The sequence below is a fragment of the Flagellimonas sp. S3867 genome (assembly GCF_014698935.1).
GTDB lineage: Bacteria > Bacteroidota > Bacteroidia > Flavobacteriales > Flavobacteriaceae > Flagellimonas.
The window spans coordinates 483,493-502,808 of record NZ_JACVMN010000002.1 but is presented as its reverse complement, the minus strand read 5'-3'; the positions used below and the strand labels follow the sequence as shown (position 1 = coordinate 502,808).

Annotated in this window: 15 protein-coding genes; 5 read left to right on the top strand and 10 right to left on the bottom strand. The window is 39.0% G+C overall.

Annotated elements, in window-relative coordinates; translation table 11 throughout:
• Positions 1 to 21: 21 nt before the first annotated feature.
• Together IAG46_RS09985 and IAG46_RS09980 are read right to left on the bottom strand one after the other, a co-directional pair.
• Positions 22 to 567: a carboxymuconolactone decarboxylase family protein gene (locus IAG46_RS09985; protein ID WP_190810211.1), complete on the bottom strand. Its 546-nt coding sequence runs from the start codon at positions 565 to 567 to the stop codon at positions 22 to 24.
• Positions 568 to 746: 179 nt separating this feature from the next.
• Positions 747 to 1,481 (bottom strand): cysteine hydrolase, encoded by a 735-nt coding sequence (locus IAG46_RS09980; RefSeq protein ID WP_190810210.1) that lies wholly within the window; start codon positions 1,479 to 1,481, stop codon positions 747 to 749.
• Between the two features lie 404 nt (positions 1,482 to 1,885).
• Between IAG46_RS09980 and IAG46_RS09975 the strand changes: the two genes are divergently transcribed.
• Complete coding sequence (locus tag IAG46_RS09975; protein WP_190810209.1) at positions 1,886 to 2,596, top strand: SDR family oxidoreductase; 711 nt, start codon at positions 1,886 to 1,888, stop codon at positions 2,594 to 2,596.
• 1 nt (position 2,597) lies between these two features.
• Here the strand turns inward: IAG46_RS09975 and IAG46_RS09970 are convergent, their stop codons facing one another.
• The 4 genes from IAG46_RS09970 to IAG46_RS09955 all read right to left on the bottom strand — a co-directional run bounded on the left by IAG46_RS09970 (position 2,598) and on the right by IAG46_RS09955 (position 11,185).
• Positions 2,598 to 5,216 (bottom strand): PD-(D/E)XK nuclease family protein, encoded by a 2,619-nt coding sequence (locus IAG46_RS09970; protein WP_223826646.1) that lies wholly within the window; start codon positions 5,214 to 5,216, stop codon positions 2,598 to 2,600.
• Between the two features lie 174 nt (positions 5,217 to 5,390).
• A complete protein-coding gene (locus tag IAG46_RS09965; protein ID WP_190810207.1) occupies positions 5,391 to 6,749 on the bottom strand; it encodes an OmpA family protein in 1,359 nt (452 codons plus the stop codon).
• A 104-nt stretch (positions 6,750 to 6,853) separates the two neighbouring features.
• Positions 6,854 to 8,056, bottom strand: a complete 1,203-nt coding sequence (gene kbl, locus IAG46_RS09960; RefSeq protein ID WP_190810206.1) for a glycine C-acetyltransferase — start codon at positions 8,054 to 8,056, stop codon at positions 6,854 to 6,856.
• A 9-nt stretch (positions 8,057 to 8,065) separates the two neighbouring features.
• Positions 8,066 to 11,185, bottom strand: a complete 3,120-nt coding sequence (locus IAG46_RS09955) for an exodeoxyribonuclease V subunit beta (protein WP_190810205.1) — start codon at positions 11,183 to 11,185, stop codon at positions 8,066 to 8,068.
• Between the two features lie 115 nt (positions 11,186 to 11,300).
• On the opposite strand from IAG46_RS09955, the gene IAG46_RS09950 reads away from it, so the two are divergent.
• The gene (locus tag IAG46_RS09950) at positions 11,301 to 11,909 is read left to right on the top strand and encodes a superoxide dismutase (protein ID WP_190810204.1); all 609 of its coding nucleotides are present in this window, start codon (positions 11,301 to 11,303) and stop codon (positions 11,907 to 11,909) included.
• Between the two features lie 663 nt (positions 11,910 to 12,572).
• Here IAG46_RS09950 and IAG46_RS09945 read toward each other — a convergent pair.
• The 4 genes from IAG46_RS09945 to IAG46_RS09930 all read right to left on the bottom strand — a co-directional run bounded on the left by IAG46_RS09945 (position 12,573) and on the right by IAG46_RS09930 (position 16,739).
• Positions 12,573 to 14,471: an amidophosphoribosyltransferase gene (locus IAG46_RS09945; protein ID WP_190810203.1), complete on the bottom strand. Its 1,899-nt coding sequence runs from the start codon at positions 14,469 to 14,471 to the stop codon at positions 12,573 to 12,575.
• 43 nt (positions 14,472 to 14,514) lie between these two features.
• Positions 14,515 to 15,441 carry a PfkB family carbohydrate kinase gene (locus IAG46_RS09940; protein ID WP_190810202.1) on the bottom strand — a complete coding sequence of 309 codons (927 nt, stop codon included), beginning with the start codon at positions 15,439 to 15,441 and terminating at the stop codon, positions 14,515 to 14,517.
• A 97-nt stretch (positions 15,442 to 15,538) separates the two neighbouring features.
• Positions 15,539 to 16,174: a viroplasmin family protein gene (locus IAG46_RS09935; RefSeq protein WP_190810201.1), complete on the bottom strand. Its 636-nt coding sequence runs from the start codon at positions 16,172 to 16,174 to the stop codon at positions 15,539 to 15,541.
• Between the two features lies 1 nt (position 16,175).
• Positions 16,176 to 16,739, bottom strand: coding sequence for a phosphoribosylglycinamide formyltransferase (locus tag IAG46_RS09930; protein ID WP_190810200.1), 564 nt, complete (start codon positions 16,737 to 16,739; stop codon positions 16,176 to 16,178).
• 161 nt (positions 16,740 to 16,900) lie between these two features.
• Here IAG46_RS09930 and IAG46_RS09925 point away from each other — a divergent pair, with 161 nt between their 5' ends.
• The 3 genes from IAG46_RS09925 to rnc all read left to right on the top strand — a co-directional run bounded on the left by IAG46_RS09925 (position 16,901) and on the right by rnc (position 19,234).
• Positions 16,901 to 17,134 (top strand): acyl carrier protein, encoded by a 234-nt coding sequence (locus IAG46_RS09925; RefSeq protein WP_009778413.1) that lies wholly within the window; start codon positions 16,901 to 16,903, stop codon positions 17,132 to 17,134.
• Between the two features lie 101 nt (positions 17,135 to 17,235).
• The gene (fabF, locus tag IAG46_RS09920; protein WP_190810199.1) at positions 17,236 to 18,486 is read left to right on the top strand and encodes a beta-ketoacyl-ACP synthase II; all 1,251 of its coding nucleotides are present in this window, start codon (positions 17,236 to 17,238) and stop codon (positions 18,484 to 18,486) included.
• Positions 18,487 to 18,496: 10 nt separating this feature from the next.
• Entirely contained in the window at positions 18,497 to 19,234 is a 738-nt protein-coding gene (gene rnc, locus IAG46_RS09915; RefSeq protein ID WP_190810198.1) for a ribonuclease III, read from the top strand.
• Positions 19,235 to 19,316 lie beyond the last annotated feature (82 nt).

Sequence of the window (19,316 nt, the reverse complement as noted above, 5' to 3'; positions counted from 1 at the left end):
TTTACTGTTTTTAGATTTTAATTAAACTTGTTTAGTTTCCACAACCGGAAAATCAATCTCCGTTGCTGCTGTATTATTGAAATAATTGGTTAGAATATTTAAAGCTACATGAGCAACAATTTCTCCAATTTCTCCATCGGTGAACCCCTCCGATTTTAGCACTGCCACATCTAAGTCACCAACTCTACCTCTTTTGTTTACCAAGGTTTTAGCAAATACCAGCGCAGCTTCAATCTTAGAATCACTATTTCTTCCTTCTCTAGCCTCATTCAAGGAATTGGTATCGATATGCACCAATTTTTCACCTATAAATGAATGTGCCGATAAGCAATAGTTGCAGGCATTAGTTTCTGCTACGGCCAAAGCAATGAGCTCTCCCAATTTTCCGCCCAAAGTACCTTTACTCAACGCATCGCTAAGGTTAATGTAGCCTTCTAGCACCGCCGATGAATTTCCCATTGTGCGCATCATGTTAGGAACCATTCCCAATTTGGCCTGTATTCCATCAAATAATTCTTTAGACCTTCCGGTTGCTTCCTTTGGATCTAATGCATTTAAACGTATCATATAATTTTTTTTGTCATTATTGACATTACAAAATTGCAACGCTGTTATGTCAAATAAAATAGAGGATTATCACAAGTAAATGGACAATTTCCCTGATTTGTTTGGATAGTTTTACTGGTGAATCAACAAGGGGCCAAGCATGTGTTCAGCCCCTTGTATCATCAAACCTCACCATCAATCTACTTCATGTTATTTTTCTTCAACTCTTTTACCAAATCGTTTGTGGTAAATACCTTGCTGGAAATCATTTTATAATTTGTTTGTGCAGCTTGATTACCATCCAATCCAGGTAATTTTGCAGACGCAGTGGCGTCACCCACAACGGCAACCTCAAAACCGTTCTCGACCAATTCTCTCATGTGGGATTCGGCACATAGATTTCCGGACATTCCTGCTAAGATTACTTTGTCGATTTTCTGTTTTCTTAATTGAAGGGCAAGATCATTGGATTCGGATCCAAAAACCTTATGGGGACTTGTCACCACTACTCTGTCCCTATTAATATATTTTTTGTAGCGGGGAAGCCAATCCGCTCCGGATCCTTCAAATCCTTCTACGTTCAATTGATCACCACGATCAAACATGCTAATATTATGCATCAATTTCTCAAGCACGCCTTCAAACTTCCAAACATGATCATGCTTGTAGTAGTAATGGGGAGAAACAAAAACAGGGATGTTGTACTTTTCTCCCAATTTGAAAATTGTCTCCAAATTTTCGATGGTGTTGTTTTCTTTTACGCTTTCTCCAACCGCTCCCCAGGCAACACCTTGAGGGCTTAAGAAATCGTTTTGTGGGTCTGTGATCACTATTGCTGTGTTTTCATCAATAGTAAATCCTGGTTCGGGTAACTGTGCAAATACCCCGGTAATTCCTGTAGCAAAAACTACAAATGTTCTAACTAGATTTTTCATTGTGTATTACTTAAAATTGTTAAACTTAATTTTATGACACAAAGATGAGGCGGTAATGAGGGTTAAAAAATGGATGATGTACGCCAGTCGATGGACAATTTTCTGCCCAATGATTTGTGTAAAAGCGAATTAATTTGAAGATTATCAAAAGGTTGTATTCCTCTATGGGAAACCGACCTATAGGTAATAGCTCTTTAAGGTGATATATGAATTAATTTAAAGCCCCTAACTTTTACGCTTTTATAAACAGTTCTTGTCTGACTTCTAGTTGAACGCTGTTAAAGTTTGGAATAGGTAAGAGATTGTTAGTTCGACTCCGGTATTCTCCACTAAAACCATCCCAAAGGGATGGTTTTTTAGTTTATACCAAAGATTTCCCGATTTTTACAATTAAAGCTATAATTATGGAATTAAAAGGCAAAGTCGCTTACATAACTGGAGGAACAAAGGGAATTGGATTGGGCGTAGCAAAATGCCTATTACAGCAAGGAATGAAAGTAGCCATTAGCGGAAGAAAGAACAAAGGGGTTGATGCAGCCTTAAAAATGCTTGAAGAAGATAAAAATGTGCTCGGAATTTGTTCAGATGTTACAGTAATGAGCGATGAAGAGAATGCTATAACCCAAATAATGAACAAATGGGGCCGTTTGGATTTGGTGTTGGCCAACGCAGGAGTAGGCCATTTTGCTCCAATTGATGAAATGGGAGAGGACCAATGGCATCAAATGATCAATACCAACTTGAATGGAGTGTTCCATACCTTGAAGGCCTCTGTTGAGGCATTAAAGGCATCCGAAGGTTATTATATGACCTTGGCAAGTTTGGCAGGGACTAATTTTTTTGCCCAAGGAGCAGGATATAACGCCACAAAGTTCGGAGTGGTTGGGTTTACCCAAGCAGCTATGCTAGATTTACGAAAATATAATGTTAAGGTAACAACGATAATGCCCGGTTCTGTGGCAACCCAGTTTAATGGAAACGAACCTTCAGAGAAGGATGCATGGAAAATTCAGGCAGAGGATATAGGCAAGCTTGTTGTCGATTTGTTACATATGCATCCACGTACATTACCGAGTAAAATAGAAGTACGCCCAACACGCCCGGATTTAAAATGATTTAGATTTCCTTTTCCGTAAATGGAATGCTTGGATTACAGATTTCAAGAACAAGCTTTTCTAAGAACGTTTGAAAGGTACGTAGTGTCTCTGAGGATATTGAAGTGCCATCTGAAGTAAAAGATAAAAACCCTTGTCCTAAGTTTTTGAAAGAATAAATTCCTGCAAGGAGGTCTACGGTATTTTTTTCTTTTGTGAATAACAGGGAGTAGCACAGCAATTGAAAAGCTTTGCTTTTGTCGTAATCGGTAATCAACTCTTCCCAGTTTAAAACCTTTACATTTTTGGGATCAACTCTTCCTGTTTTATAATCCACTATTCTGGTTACCCCATCGATTTCATCAACACGGTCCAAAGTACCCTTGAGCTTGACAGGAAAACCCAACCCACTAAAATGCAACTCAACCTCATATTTTTTTTCCAGTTCCAATATGCGAATTTGATGTTTGGTCAATGAACTCTTTTCTAGTTCAATAAAGTTCTTTAGGTATTTGATAACTACATTAAAAACTAGAAGAAATCTGCCTTTTTTAAGGTCTGCACCCGGTAATAGTTTTTTAAAATTTTGTTGTACGATGTTTGGAACCAAAAGAATTGCTTCGGACAGTTTTTCAGGAGTCAAAAATTGATCTAAAAAAGGACTGTACAACTGCTCCAAACTGTCATGAACGATGGTTCCAAAGGTATTGGCGGCAATACTTTCCTCCACTTCATCAGTGTCATTTATTTTGAGAATGTTTCTCTTATAGAAATCTATAGGGTTTCTTATATAATTAGTCAAAGATGTGGGCGAAAAACCCGTCTGTGCCAGAGTTTTTATTTCTTTTTGAAGTAATGTCTTAATAACTTCTACTGGACTGTAAGGTGCTATTTTAACCTCTGGAGAAGCAATGTTATGTGATATATAGGAAGCAATTGCTTCATCGGTCAATAATTGTGAAATCAACCTACTTTTTTCGCCCCCTTCCAATACATCAGGTTCTGTATTATAGATGATATGAATATGCTTTGCCCTTTGAATTAGGCGGTAAAAATGATATGTATAGATAGCATCTTTTTCTTTATACGTGGGGAGGCCGTATTCCCGTTTTACATCGAAAGGAATAAAGGAGTTATTGGATTTTCCGGATGGAAGAATACCCTCATTGACTGATGTTAATATCACTGTCTCAAAATCTAGATTTCTACTTTCCAGCATTCCCATAATCTGTAGTCCGGACAATGGTTCCCCTATAAAGTCCAAAGTTTCGGCAGAAGCAAGTTGTTTAAAAAAACTTTTTAGAGATTTTAAATTTGTAATAAAATCAACATCCTCAAGATGTACGTGCAATTGATTGAACAGGGCGTAGAATCGATATAGATATTCAAGCTCCAAAGCATTGTCTGAAGTTTGAAAATATGATTTTAAGTGTTGGATTAGATCTAAGCAATTATCAATCCATTGGGAAGGCGAGGGAATTTTTTCGGGGAATATAGTATTGACAGCATGGCCAGAAGGACTATATTTTGATATTATCGGGGTATTTAGATATATCCAATTGTTTTTCTTTATATCGACCGAAAGACTTTTTAGGAAGACGAATTCTTCAGATTGGGTAATACTATAGGTATACGGGTTAGAAAGAAATTCCAAAACATCGGTATAAAACCATCCTCTTTCAGTCTTTGATATGTTAAGCTCAAGAAAGGACATAAAAAAAGAATAAAGTACAGTCTTATTTAGTGAAAGTCCCATGGTGATGTTGGCTTCTTCAATATTGGAGGGTATGGCTTTAAGAATGGGATTCAACAAGGTTTCGTCCGCAAGTACCAAAGCAGTGTTTTTCAGCTGGTTTTGAGAGTCATTTCCAATAGTGTTTAGCAAATTCCCAACATATTTGGCTTGGGAAATACTTTTGGGAACTCCCGTGATAGATATTTTCTTAGGGTCAAGAAAACTATTGTGAACACCTAGAATTTCATTTTTATCATAATATGGCCATTCCTGTTGATAGCCTCTAATAAACAGTCCGGCATCATGTATTTTGTCATTGAGAAAGTGAGCATCGATATCCCAATAAATATGATTTTGTGGTTGGTGCAATAAATGCTGAATTATTCTAGATTCTGCAGTATTTAAGGCGTTAAAGCCGACAAAAATTAGGGAATTGGTTTGATGGTCTTCGGAATAGGTTTCCAAATTTGCAACTGCTGTTTTATAGACAAGGCCTTGGTATCCTTTGTTTTTTTCTAAAAGGGAAGCGGTAAAGGTGTTATAAAGGAATTCTAGTTGATTCCATAACTGCAGATAGTTTTGGACCAATTCGGTCTTTTCACTTTTTAAGGACCAATGGCTTAAATCTTTTATTGCCGAAAGATAATTTAGTATGTCATCGGCGGGAATAAGGTAACGGTCAATTTCATTGAAATCCTGGATCAAGGTTTGACCCCATTTCAGAAAAGAATTGAAATCATCATGCCTTTTAAGCCTTGTCTTTTTATATGCTTTAAAGAGCAATAATAATAGATCAATCGAGGAAGTTGTAGAAATACCTGCAATGTTGGCGATGAAGTCCTCAATGGATAAAATTTGGGGGGCAAAAATATTTTTGGAAATCCTTGAAGAAAGATGTTTTTTCAAGAATGTTCCAGAACGTTTGCTGGGAAGGATGAAAGTGCATTGTTCAATAGACACTTCCTTTTGGTGTAAATTATCCAGTACGTATGCTAGAAAGCTTTGATGCATGCACTAAAAATAAAAAAGGCTCTGCATTTGCAGAGCCTTTTTTTGAAAAGAAAACGTTTTGTTCTCTAATTATTTTATCAAGTTGATTTCAACTCTTCTGTTTTGCTTTCTACCAGCTCTTGTGTTGTTGGTAGCGATTGGCTTGTCTTCACCGTAACCGATTGCAGTCAATCTACCAGCAGATATTCCTTTGTCAATCAAGAAATCTCTTACTGAGTTAGCTCTCTTTTCAGAAAGTGACTGGTTCAATTTAGCACTACCTACGCTATCAGTGTGACCTTCAACAGTAAACTTAGCGTTAGGATACTCATTCAAAATTTGGATGATATCAACCATTACTGAAGTAGACTCAGCTTTGATAGAAGATCTACCAGTATCAAACAAGATAGTTCTAGCGTAATCGTTCAATTGCTTCTGAACTTCTTCTGTTACTTCTGGACAACCGTTGTTAGCAACTGTACCAGCTACTTGAGGACACTGATCGTCTTTGTCAAGAACGCTGTCACCATCGCTATCTGGCCATGGGCATCCATTGTTGTCAGCAGGACCAGCTTCGTTAGGACACTGATCATCTTTATCGGCAACACCGTCACCGTCAGCATCAGGACATCCGTTCAATGCAGCAAGACCAGCTTCGCTAGGACAAGCGTCATCTTTATCGGCAATTCCATCGCCATCAGCATCAGGACAACCGTTCAATTCTTTAGAACCGGCTTCATTAGGGCAGCTATCTTTGCTGTCTTCGATACCATCTCCGTCAGCATCAGGACAACCATTGAAAGCTTCCAATCCAGCAACTTCTGGACAAGCATCATCTTTATCGTAAATACCATCACCGTCAGTATCAGTTCCACCAAATTTGATGGTGATACCTGCCATGTGCTGGAAGTGTTGCATTAAAAAGTCTTCGAAAGCATGCTTGTACTGAGTTTGCAATGTAAGACCGATGTTTTCTGAAAACCAGATGTTTGCACCGATACCACCATTAACAGTACCAGCACCGATCTCATCAATCCAAGTATAACCACCACCTATCTCAAGAAAAGGATCGATTGTAGTGTTTTTAAGGAAATTGTACTTTAAAGTACCATCTACAGCGTAGTGAGAAAGATCGTCAACAGACAAATCTCCATTGTTTTCGATTCTGTTCAAAGAACCTCTTGCACCAACAGAAAAGCCATCACCGATATACTTGGATACGGCTACATAGGAAACAGATGGTAAGATGTTCCAGTGATCAGAAACATTAAAGTACTCGTCGAATAGCGTAGTACTTGAAGCAAGGTTGTCAGCATCGTTTGTTGGGTAAAAGTCAATAGCGTTTACCCCGAAACTAACTTGCCATGGATTATTCTCGTCTTGCGCTTGTATATTGTTAAAACCCAAAAAAACAAGGGCAACAATCAATAATTTGCTAAGATGTTTCATGCTCAAAATTTTAAGTTTAAGTGTTTATCAGCAGCAAATGTAAGTTGTTAAGACTTATTAACAAAATCAAATTTTCTTTTTTTTTGGTGCATTATATAGGATTTTTATTGCAGTTCAACGATTTTGAGGGCTTTACCCACCTTAATAAACGCATTTACCGCTTGATCTAAATGATGCTTTTCATGTGCTGCGGACAACTGTACCCTAATTCGTGCCTTACCCTTTGGGACCACAGGATAGAAGAAACCGATGACATATATGCCCTCCTCTAATAACAAGTCTGCCATTTGTTGCGAAAGTTTGGCATCGTATAACATTACGGGAACGATTGCGGAATCCCCATCAATTATGTCAAATCCTGCAGCTTTCATCCCTTTTTTAAAGTATTCCGTGTTTTGCTGAAGTTTATCACGTAGTGAGGTGTCGGTATCCAACATTTCAAAAACCTTGATCGACGCACCAACAATTGCAGGTGCCAGTGAATTGGAAAATAAATAAGGGCGTGATCTTTGCCGTAGCATTTCAATGATTTCCTTTTTGCCCGTTGTGTATCCTCCCATAGCACCTCCAAGAGCTTTACCCAATGTGCCGGTAATAATATCAATTCGGCCCATAACCCCCTTTTCTTCCAAGGTTCCTCTTCCGGTTTCTCCAATGAATCCTGCGGAATGACACTCATCTATCATAACCAGGGCGTCATATTTGTCCGCTAAATCGCAAATTTTATCAAGCGGAGCCAAAAGACCATCCATGGAAAAAACACCATCGGTAACAATAATTTTAAATCGGGCACTGTCTTCTTGACTTTGTTTCAATTGCTCCTCCAAATCTGCCATGTCATTGTTTGCATAGCGATATCTTTTTGCCTTGCAAAGTCTAACTCCGTCGATAATGGAGGCATGGTTCAAAGAATCGGAGATTATCGCGTCCTCTGCAGTCAACAAAGGTTCAAACACACCTCCGTTGGCGTCAAATGCAGCGGCATAAAGAATGGTGTCTTCCGTTCCATAGAAATCGGCAATTTTCTGTTCCAACTCCTTATGGATGTCCTGGGTGCCACATATGAATCGTACAGATGACATTCCAAAACCATGGGAATCCAAAGTATCTTTGGCCGCTTGGATAACATCAGGATGGGACGAAAGCCCCAAATAGTTATTGGCACAGAAATTAATTACTTCCTGGCCAGTTGAAATTTTTATTACTGCATCTTGAGGAGATGTAATGATCCGCTCTTTTTTAAATAATCCTGCCTCTTGTATGGCTTGAAGTTCTTTTGTGAGGTGTTCTTTGATTTTTCCGTACATAATATTTGTTTAAAGAAAAAGGGGTTTTATTTCGGGTTCAATGTAGACAATTATGGCGTCTTTTATGATAAAATCCATGCCTTGTAAGGCTAGGGAATATGTTAAAATCTGTTCTTTGTGGGTAGGGCTTGGTTTGCCGGTTTTATAATCGATAATGGTAATTTCATTGTCTAAAATCACCAATCTGTCTGGCCTTATGGATTTACCATCCGTTGTTAGGATTTCTTGCTCGTTCAATGCCTCAAAGGATGGGGAATAGTACTGCTTTAAATTGGGATGTTCTACAACCGCATTAAGTATTTTGGAAACATCATCCACTTGTTTTTCTTCTAATTGCCCTTGGGATCTTAATTGTTCAACAACATTCGCAACATCATCCGCAATTTTGACCAAACTTAGCGCAAAATGAATCAAGTTCCCCGCTTTGACGGCATCACTCTTTTCATTGTCCCATAATCGACTGGATTTGGTAGAAATGGCAAAGCGTTTCCCTTCCTTCTGTCTTGTTATATATGGAATGGTCAAATTTTTAAGCGAAGACTCCCTGGACGTTGAATCTTGCCCCATAAGTTCCCCAAAAGTGTAAAAGCCGTTCTCATCTTTAGAAGTTTTACTTTCCTGTAAATAACTTTGGAATAGATCTGAATAGGAAACCGCCTTGGCAAGAGGTGAAATATTTTTGGTGGTCTCGGAGATAATGAACATTCCCTTTTCAGCACGCGTTAGGGCAACATACAATACATTAAGGGCGTCCAATTCCGTTTTGCTTGCTTCATCTTCAAAAAGGGCGGATGCATCTGCATTATAATATTGCATGTCTTTCGTGGTATTGATCAAAAACTCATCTAAGCCCAAATCTTCTTCCTTGTTGGTCTTGCCCACCCAGGATTTCTTTTTAATTCCAGTTCCGTTAATCGACATATTGGCAAAAGGGAATATGACAATTGGGAATTCAAGGCCTTTAGCTTTGTGAACTGTCATAATTTTTACCGCATTTATTGCTTCTGGAGCTGTCAAGGAAAGACTTTGCTTTTTTAAATCCCAATGGTTCAAAAAAGAATGGACACCAGGGCCTGCCTTTTTTTCAACCTCCAATACTTCATCCATTAAGAAATTGACATGGGCGGAGGCCGTTCGGGCCAAATCAAATTGAACGATTGCCGATTCAAGAATGATGAGCGTGGGGAGACTTTTTACCAATTGAAGATCAAACCCATAATCTTTCTGTACAAACCCTTTTATATTATTGATGTGCTGTTTGATGAAATCATGTTTGTCAGGGACCTCCGTTCCTAAAAATGAAAGAACTTCATAAGTAGCTTCCTTATCCATTTCATTTTCAATCAATTTCAATAGCGATATGAGAAAAGAAACGACCTCACTGTTTTTCAACAATAATGATTCTGAGGAAACTACGGGGATATTGTTTTCCGAAAGAAAATTGGCCAAAAGCATTCCATATTCATTTTTTCTGACCAAAATGCAGATGTCCGAGTACGTATAGTTTTTGGATTTGGCTTCTGTTATGGCTTCCATCACCTGGGAACAATACATCTCATTTTTATGTTTCGATGTATGGTCCAAAAAGGATAGTTGGACAAAGCCACCCAATTTGTTATTTGGTTTTTGTTGCCCACTCTCTAAAAACAAATTTTGATATTCAGGATTTTTTAAAAAGGGAGCTATTGTGGTAAAGAAGCTGTTATTGAATTTGACAATTTCGCTGTAACTCCTCCAATTGGTATCCAATGTCCGGACATTTGGAGGTATTACAAAAGGATGATGTTTTTGATTCAGTAAATTTAAGAATTGCTCTGCCCTTCCTCCTCGCCAACGGTAGATTGCCTGTTTTACATCTCCAACCAAAAAAAGCGTCCCATGTTCCTTTTTTTCATTTTCACTTTCAAGGGCATTCCCGATTAATGGAATCAAATTTTCCCATTGCATCCGGGAAGTGTCCTGAAATTCATCAATAAAATAGTACCGGTATTTTTCTCCCAATCGTTCATAAATAAAAGGAACAGGCTGATTTTTTATTTCATTGGACAACAAAGAGTTCATGGCTGAAATAGGGATGATGTCTTTTTCATCCTCTATGTTTTTTACCTCTTTGGCAATTTCATTAAGTACCGTTAAGGGCACAATATTGCCATAAATGTTTTTAAGATACGCTCGTTGGTATAAGCTGTTTTTAATGCTGGAATAGCTTTTGAGAATGGTGCTGGACAAATGCGAAGAATCCCTGGAATCGCTAGCTTTTAGAATTTTATTCTCACTCAGGTTTTGTTCAAGCTTATTGTTGTACAGAATTCTAACATTGAATACCTCTTCAATGATTTTTTTAAAGTGGTTGGGCAACGTTTGCCTTGGAAAATCATCTGGGATGAAACCTAAATCTTGAATTTCTTCCAGAACGGTCATTGCTTTTTCAGTGGCATTCTTTTCAATTTCCTTGATCTGTGCAAGAATGCCCCTTTGTACATCCTTTAATTCACTTATTGATTTTGAATGCAACTTATCAATATGTGTGGAATGATTTTCCTGAAAGAGCAACTTTCCTATCTCAACAAGATCACGACCAATGTTCCAGCTTTTATTGTCATCGATTTTTTCAAGCGAGAAAGCAATTAAAACTTCGGTAAGTTCCGCGTCAGTTCCTGCCCGTTCCAGTAATTGCCCTACGGCCTGTTCTAACAGAAGTTCGGTATCCAGTTCCACTTCAAAATTCTGTGCCAACTGAAGATCCCGGGCAAAAGTCTTTATGATTTTATGATTGAACTTGTCAATGGTGGAAATCTCAAAAAAGGAATAGTTGTGCAAAATTCTTTTGAGCACCAGTTGGGCGCGTTGCCGAAGTTGGATCGGCTCTAGTGAAAGTTCTTTGCACAGATTGTGGAACAAGCTACTCCCGTTTTCAAAATCTTCTGTCCGACCAAAATCATATAGATTTTGAAGAATACGGCTTTTCATTTCCGCAACCGCCTTATTGGTAAAGGTAATGGCCAAAATCTGCCTAAACTTTAAGGGGGAGCCATCGGACAACAATAATTTAAGGTAGGCTTTGGACAAGGTATACGTCTTGCCAGAGCCTGCCGAAGCGTTGTATATTTTAAAGTTGGAAACCTCCAAAAGTTTTTATGGCAAATTACGGATTACCTTGCTGAACTTAACAATGATTTGCGGGAATATATAGCTTAAAACCGTATTTTTACAGAACGATTAATAACTTAAAAACAAAACAATTATGGCTTTTGAATTACCAAAATTGCCCTATGCATACGATGCTTTGGAACCACATATAGATGCGAGAACAATGGAAATACACCATACCAAGCATCATAATGGATATACCACAAAACTTAATGGCGCAATCGCTGGAACAGATATAGAGGGAAAAGGAATTATGGATATCCTTTCCAACATGGATATGTCCAACGGAGCGGTTCGCAATAACGGTGGTGGTTTTTATAACCATTGCTTGTTTTGGGAAGTGATGTCACCAAATGGAGGAGGAACTCCAAGTGGGGATTTGGCTTCGGCCATTGTTGATGCTTTTGGCTCTTTCGACGGTTTCAAGGAGCAATTTAGTGCTGCCGCCGGAACTAGATTCGGATCTGGTTGGGCATGGCTGTGCGTGCACAAAGGGGGTAAGCTAGAGATTTGTTCAACCCCTAATCAAGACAATCCCATTATGCCTGGAATTGGTTGTGGTGGACATCCCGTTTTAGGATTGGATGTTTGGGAACATGCATATTATTTGAACTATCAAAATAGAAGACCTGAATACGTTTCGGCATTCTTCAATGTAATCAATTGGGGCAAGGTAGCCGAAAACTATGCGGCCAATAAGTAGTTAAGTCAAAACAAACATTAAAAAAGGCCGGGCGCCATTAGGTTCCCGGCCTTTTTATTTCATAAAATGAATATAATAGAAAAGGGCGGGGAAGCCCCCACCCTTTTCGTCCCAAATCTTACCATAAACTTAACCTACTTATGCTATGGCAAAACTAAATTACTGGTATTGTGAGAAATAACAAAAGTTTTTGAGGAAATTTTTGCTTTTAAAAATAAAAGTAAAGTTGAATTTGACTAAGGAAATCAGATAAATGGTTGGGGTTCAAACATAAAGAAGGCGGAGTTGCCTCCGCCTTCTTTCCCCAAATCTTACCATGAACTTAACCTACTTATGCTATGGTCCTCCAAATGTAAGCCAAGGCCGGGTTTATTAGAAAAGCTTTTAGATGAAACCCCTTTTATTTGGTTGAATTGCCAACCTTGTCGGGTGGGAGTACTATTATTAAGGAAAAGGATTACGAGGATGTGTTGTTGGATTACTATAAAATAAAAAAGGTGGAATAGCTTCCACCTTTTTTGCCCCAAATCTTACCATGAACTTAACCTACTTATGCTATGGCAATACTAAAGTAGGCTCGACATTTGCCTATTGTACAAAAAGCCGATAACCTGCATATATCATCGATGAAATGCACTATTGATTTTTCCGAACAGAAATTAATTAATAAGCTCTTTGATTTTTGCCCTCGTAAAAGTTAATAAAGGCCCTATTTACCACCCTATTACCGCCAGGGGTTGGATAGTTTCCTGTGAAGTACCAATCGCCAAGATTTTTTGGACAGGCTTCATGAAGGCTCTCAATGCTCTGGTAGATAATATCCACTTCTGCTTTTATTCCCTTCGGACTTAATATCTGCGCAATCTTTTTTGAAATTTGATGGGCCGTAAAAGGTTTATAAAATTCTTTTACATAATTGACCACTTCCGTGTCCTCGGTTTCAGTTTGCGTAAGGCATTTTTCGTAGATTTCTTTGATAATGTGGGTAGTCCCATGTTCTTCATGTAGCGCCTGGGCAGCTTTAAATGCAACAAAGTCTTCCAACTTGGCCATATCAATTCCATAGCAATCAGGATATCGTATCTGTGGGGCAGAGGAAACCACAATTATTTTTTTGGGAGACAGCCTGTCAAGAATCTTAAGGATGCTCTTTTTAAGGGTGGTCCCTCGTACAATACTATCGTCTATAATGACCAAGTTGTCATTTTCTTCAACCGATCCATACGAGATGTCATAGACATGGGTCACCAAATCGTCCCTACTACTATCTTGTGTAATAAATGTTCTGAGCTTCGCATCTTTGATGGCCACTTTCTCAATTCGAGGGCGTACGTCCAAAATCTTGTGAAGTTCCTCCCCCGTAATGTTAGGACCCATGGCCAAAATTTGCTCTTCTTTAAGTTTGTTAAGAAAATTTTGAGCCTCTTTCACCATTCCGAAAAAAGAAGTTTCGGCCGTATTGGGAATATAGGAGAAAACGGTATTGCTCAAATCACCGTCTATAGATTTTAAAATTTGAGGGAATACAAGCTTTCCCAGCATTTTTCTTTCTTGATAAATTTCTTTATCGCTACCTCTGGAAAAATAGATCCGTTCAAAAGAACATGCTTTTCGCTCTACCGGTTCTTTGATTTGCTCAAAATGGGTGCTACCATTTTTCTTGATGATCAAAGCATGTCCGGGATCCAGCTCATGAACATCTTCATAAGAAACATTAAAAACGGTTTGAATAACAGGTCGCTCTGAGGCAACGACCACAATTTCGTCATCCTTATAATAGTATGCGGGACGAATACCCGCTGGATCTCTTACCACAAAGCCGTCGCCATGGCCTAATAGACCTCCCATGGTGTAGCCCCCATCCCAATTCTTGGATGATTTTCTAAGGATTTTGGCAACATTCAATCGTTCTGCGATCAATGGTGATGCTTCCCTTTTATTGTAACCCTCCTTCTTGATTTGCTTATAGAGTTTGGCCACCGCATCATCAAGAAAATGGCCAATTTTTTCCATTACTGTAACGGTATCGGCTAATTCCTTTGGATGTTGTCCTAGCTCCACTAAATTGTTGAAAAGCTCATGTACATTGGTCAGGTTAAAGTTTCCAGAAACGATAAGATTACGGTGCATCCAATTGTTCTGGCGTAGAAAAGGATGAACATTCTCAATGCTATTTTTCCCAAAGGTACCATACCTTACATGACCCATGAGTAACTCTCCGATATAAGGGATGTTCTTTTTTTGCAAAGCAACATCGTTCTCGTACTCGGGGTTTTCCGTTATGGCAGCGTTTATACGATGATTGATTTGGGCAAAGATATCTTGAATGGGTTGCTGTTGCGCAGAACGTACCCTACTCATGTATCGCTCCCCAGCATTCATGTCGAGCTTAATGCTTGCAAAACCGGCACCATCTTGACCCCGGTTGTGCTGCTTTTCCATCATCAGGTACATTTTGTTTACACCATAAAAAGCGGTGCCGTACTTTTCCTTGTAGTATTCAAGAGGTTTAAGCAAACGGATCATTGATATTCCGCATTCGTGCTTAATTGCGTCACTCATAACAAACCAAAATAAAAAAGCCCCGATATATCAGGGCAGGTATTTACGTTAATTCTATATTGAATTGTGTCAATTCTTTAAATTGTAACAAGCGGTTGTCCACTTCTTGCTTTTTCAGTGTCAACATTCGTTCCGTTCCAAATTTTTCCACACAGAACGATGCTAGATTGGAGCCATGTATGATGGCATTTTTCATACTTTCAAACGAAATATTTTTGGTTTCGGCCAAATAACCGGCAAATCCACCTGCAAAAGTATCCCCGGCTCCGGTTGGATCAAAAACTTCTTCCAAAGGCAATGCAGGAGCAAAGAAAATATGGTCCTTATGAAATAAGAGTGCACCGTGCTCCCCTTTTTTTATGACCACATATTTAGGTCCCATTTCCTGAATTTTTGCAGCGGCCTTTAGCAGTGAATGCTCATTGGTCAACTGACGGGCCTCCTCATCATTTATCGTAAGTACGTCTATGCGCTCAATAACCTTCATTAATTCATCCCAAGTGTTGTTCATCCAAAAGTTCATAGTGTCTGCTATGATTAATTTTGGTCGTTTTTTGAGTTGATCTATTACTCCGGTCTGAATATCGGGATGAAGGTTTCCGAGCATGACCACATCGGCATCTGTGAACTCATCAGGAACTACCGGATTGAAATTGGCCATGGTATTAAGTTCGGTGATCAAGGTGTCCCTAGAGTTAAGGTCATTATGATACTTCCCTTTCCAGTAGAAGGTCTTCCCACCTTTTACAATTTCAATTCCCGAAACATCGATGTCTCGCTCGGTAAAAAGGTCGATATAATTTTGAGGAAAATCATCCCCAACAACCGACACCACGGCAGATTTTACTTCAAACTGCGAAGCGGCCAAACCAATAAAGGTTCCTGCACCACCTAGTATTTTATCGCTCTTGCCAAAAGGGGTTTCAATGTCATCAAAGGCCACACTTCCAACAATCAACAATTTGCCCATCCACTAAAATTTGCTGCAAATATACACTTTAGCTATTCCATTTATAGCAACTGTGACTGTTTTTAAGATAATAGTTGGAAAACCAGATTCTCTAGACTTATTTTCTGCCGAAGTCAGCAGGAATTTCTCCCCAAGCACCCGTTTCCCATTTTACAATTGGCGTGTTGAAACGATTTTTTTTAAGCCATTCCTCAGCTCTTGCAATAAGTTCAAAAACATTGGCATTTTTAGCATTTTTCTTCAGTTTGGTACCGCATTTTTTCTTTCTCACCCAGCCTATTGCTATTCTAGAATCGGAATAAATGATGCGATTGCTGTTTTTGCTTTTTAAAAAAGCAAGTCCGTGCACAAGGGCCAAAAATTCGCCAATATTGTTGGTTCCTTGTTCAAAAGGTCCCTGCTTAAAAAGGACTTTCTTTGATTTGGTATCAACACCCTGGTATTCCATTTTACCTGGGTTTCCGCTTGAAGCGGCATCCACCGAAATAGAATTGTAATTGGGCTCTCCTATTTTTAAAAGCTCTTCGGGAGATAACTCTTTCTTCTTTTTGGACTTGCCCTTATACTCCAGATAATTACTGTTAAAGGCCTTTTTGGCTTCTTTAAATTCTGGAAAGGATTTGTATTGTGCGCCTTTGAAGCCTTCAATTTGCGCTTTGCAATCGGCCCAAGTCTCGTAAATTCCTGGGTGTTTGCCTTTCCAGACTACATAAAACTTTTTCTTGGCGCCCATATTACGTCAGAAGTTTTTCAATGACTTTTGGAAAATGTTCATATTCTAATTGATGCACTTTTTTTGCAATATCATCTACACTATCTGAAGACTCGACCCTTGTTTTGGCTTGAAATATGATTGCACCTTCATCATAATTCTCATTTACATAATGTATGGAGATGCCGGTTTCTGGATCAGAATTTTCTTTTACGGCCTGGTGCACTTTGTTTCCATACATTCCTTTTCCTCCATATTTTGGTAATAGGGCAGGATGTATATTAATGATCTTATTGGAAAAAGCATTGATGAGTGGAATGGGAATTTTCCATAAAAACCCTGCCAAGACGATCAAATCGGGTTTCAAACCTTTAATTACCTCAACAAAATTATCGGAGCCTGAAAATGCCTCCCGGTTAAAATAATAAGCAGGTATTCCCAGCCTTTCACACCTTTCCAAAACTTTGGCGGTTTTCTTGTTGGTTAGTATCGCAACAACCTCGGCCGTACTGCCCCTCTTGAAATAAGAGAAGATATTTTCAGCATTTGAACCACTGCCCGAAGCTAATATTACAACTCGTTTCATTCTGTGAAAATAGATTCAATTTAGGACTGACTTTATAGGGCTAAAGTAATGTACTGAACCATAAGATGTTTAATTTAAGGCACATTTTATCGACAAATGGTGTATTTAATCCAAAGTTTTATATTTTTGCCAACGATTAAATTTTTAAAACCGATATAATTATGTCAGACATTGCATCAAGAGTAAAGGCTATCATCGTTGATAAACTAGGTGTAGATGAAAATGAAGTAGTAGCTGAGGCTAGCTTTACCAACGATTTAGGGGCGGATTCCTTGGATACTGTTGAGCTTATCATGGAGTTTGAAAAAGAATTCGACATTCAAATCCCTGATGATCAAGCAGAAAACATTGCAACTGTTGGTCAAGCCATTAGCTATATAGAAGAAGCGAAGTAATATACATGATATTTTACTAAAGATTTTAAATTATCCATGTGATGATCATCGCATGGATAATTTTTTTTTAATTTAGGTACTAAAGGGTAAAAAACAGTTCAATGCAGTTAAAGCGAGTAGTGGTTACCGGAATGGGCGCACTTACACCCATTGGTAACAATTTAGAGGCTTATTGGGAAGGACTTAAGAATGGCAAGAGCGGTTGCGCTCCCATTACTTACTTCGATACCGAAAAGTTCAAGACCAAGTTTGCTTGTGAACTCAAAGGCTATGAGCCTCAAGACTTTTTTGATAGAAAAGAAGCCAGGAAGCTGGACAGGTTTGCTCAGTATGCCCTAGTTTCTTCGGATGAGGCGATTAAAAACTCAGGACTTGACCTAGAAAAGGTTGACAAGTTCAGGGTAGGTGTTGTTTGGGGAGCCGGTATTGGAGGGCTTGAAACTTTCCAAAATGAAATGATTGGTTATGCCGCAGGTGATGGAACACCAAGGTTCAATCCTTTCTTTATTCCAAAAATGATTGCGGACATCGCACCGGGTAATATTTCCATTAAGCATGGATTTATGGGCCCGAACTATACAACGGTTTCTGCCTGTGCATCATCAGCCAATGCAATGATAGATGCCCTCAATTATATTAGACTGGGTCATTGCGACATTATTGTTACCGGAGGTAGTGAAGCTGCCGTGACCATAGCTGGTATGGGTGGATTTAATGCCATGCACGCATTGTCTACACGAAATGAAAGTCCGGAATCTGCTTCAAGACCTTTCGATGCAACCAGAGATGGTTTTGTTTTGGGAGAAGGGGCAGGAGCCCTAATTCTTGAGGAATACGAACATGCTAAAGCACGTGGAGCAAAAATTTACGCCGAAGTTTTGGGTGGAGGTCTTTCTAGCGATGCCCACCATATGACCGCCCCCCATCCCGAAGGGATAGGTGTAGTGAAGGTAATGGAAAACTGTTTGCAGAATGCCGGCCTTAATCCAGAAGATGTAGATGCGATAAATACGCATGGAACCTCAACCCCTCTTGGCGATGTTGCTGAATTAAAGGCAATATCCAAGGTGTTTGGCACACATGCTCCAAATATCAATATCAATTCAACCAAATCCATGACTGGGCACTTATTGGGTGCAGCAGGAGCCATTGAAGCCATTGCTTCCATTTTGGCCATGGAACACAGTTTGGTACCACCGACCATTAACCATAGTGTTGTGGATGAAAATATAGACCCTTCCTTAAATCTGACCCTTAACAAGGCACAGAAACGGGAAGTAAACGTAGCAATGAGCAACACCTTTGGATTTGGCGGGCACAATGCATGCGTGTTGTTTAGAAAAATAGGGTAGATTGTAAGAAATGAAATTTACTTCCAAAATATTTAATTCCCATCCGAAAACGGATGGGGATTTTTTTTGGGGGATAAAGCAAATCCTTGGCTTTAAGCCAAAGGATATTGATATCTACAAAAAAGCTTTTTTACATCGTTCTGTTAACAAAAGAGATGCCCGTGGAAACCCCATGAACTACGAAAGATTGGAATTTTTGGGAGACGCCATGCTGGGAACTATCATTTCCAAACACTTATATAACGAAGTGCCCGAAGGAGATGAGGGATATCTTACCAAAATGCGCTCCAAAATTGTAAGCAGAAAGCACCTGAATGAGTTGGGCAAGGATTTGAAACTTTTAAATTATGTGGAAAGTAGAATCCCAAAATCCCATTTCGGGGAAAATATCCATGGTAATGTGTTTGAAGCATTGGTAGGAGCCATTTATTTGGACAGAGGGTACCAGTATTGCGAAAAATTCATCAATGCTAGAGTGATAACCCCTTATGTAGACATTGAGCAATTGGAGGGTAAGGTGATTAGTTACAAAAGCCTGGTCATAGAGTGGTGTCAGAAACAGAAGAAAACATTCCATTACGATGTTTATGAAGATACAGGTAATGATGAGCTTAAACATTTTGCCGTAAAACTCACCATAGGAGATAAGATTACTGCAAAGGCCCGCGCCACTTCCAAAAAGAAGGCCGAAGAAAAAGCTTCAAAAAGAGCATATTTTGCACTCCAGAGCAAAATTGAAAATCCATAGCATTAAATAAGTGTAAACTCAAACGTTTTCGTTGGCTTTTGTTGGTGTATAGTTTTCTTTGAACTAGGCTAGAAAAGGTATT

What these genes read in the sequence shown, in the direction of transcription:
- IAG46_RS09945 (WP_190810203.1), bottom strand. Translation starts at nt 14,471, where the DNA reads ATGAGTGACGCAATTAAGCACGAATGCGGAATATCAATGATCCGTTTG.
- IAG46_RS09965 (WP_190810207.1), bottom strand. Translation starts at nt 6,749, where the DNA reads ATGAAACATCTTAGCAAATTATTGATTGTTGCCCTTGTTTTTTTGGGT.
- IAG46_RS09930 (WP_190810200.1), bottom strand. Translation starts at nt 16,739, where the DNA reads ATGAAACGAGTTGTAATATTAGCTTCGGGCAGTGGTTCAAATGCTGAA.
- IAG46_RS09925 (WP_009778413.1), top strand. Translation starts at nt 16,901, where the DNA reads ATGTCAGACATTGCATCAAGAGTAAAGGCTATCATCGTTGATAAACTA.
- IAG46_RS09985 (WP_190810211.1), bottom strand. Translation starts at nt 567, where the DNA reads ATGATACGTTTAAATGCATTAGATCCAAAGGAAGCAACCGGAAGGTCT.
- fabF (WP_190810199.1), top strand. Translation starts at nt 17,236, where the DNA reads ATGCAGTTAAAGCGAGTAGTGGTTACCGGAATGGGCGCACTTACACCC.
- IAG46_RS09940 (WP_190810202.1), bottom strand. Translation starts at nt 15,441, where the DNA reads ATGGGCAAATTGTTGATTGTTGGAAGTGTGGCCTTTGATGACATTGAA.
- rnc (WP_190810198.1), top strand. Translation starts at nt 18,497, where the DNA reads ATGAAATTTACTTCCAAAATATTTAATTCCCATCCGAAAACGGATGGG.
- kbl (WP_190810206.1), bottom strand. Translation starts at nt 8,056, where the DNA reads ATGTACGGAAAAATCAAAGAACACCTCACAAAAGAACTTCAAGCCATA.
- IAG46_RS09980 (WP_190810210.1), bottom strand. Translation starts at nt 1,481, where the DNA reads ATGAAAAATCTAGTTAGAACATTTGTAGTTTTTGCTACAGGAATTACC.
- IAG46_RS09975 (WP_190810209.1), top strand. Translation starts at nt 1,886, where the DNA reads ATGGAATTAAAAGGCAAAGTCGCTTACATAACTGGAGGAACAAAGGGA.
- IAG46_RS09935 (WP_190810201.1), bottom strand. Translation starts at nt 16,174, where the DNA reads ATGGGCGCCAAGAAAAAGTTTTATGTAGTCTGGAAAGGCAAACACCCA.
- IAG46_RS09950 (WP_190810204.1), top strand. Translation starts at nt 11,301, where the DNA reads ATGGCTTTTGAATTACCAAAATTGCCCTATGCATACGATGCTTTGGAA.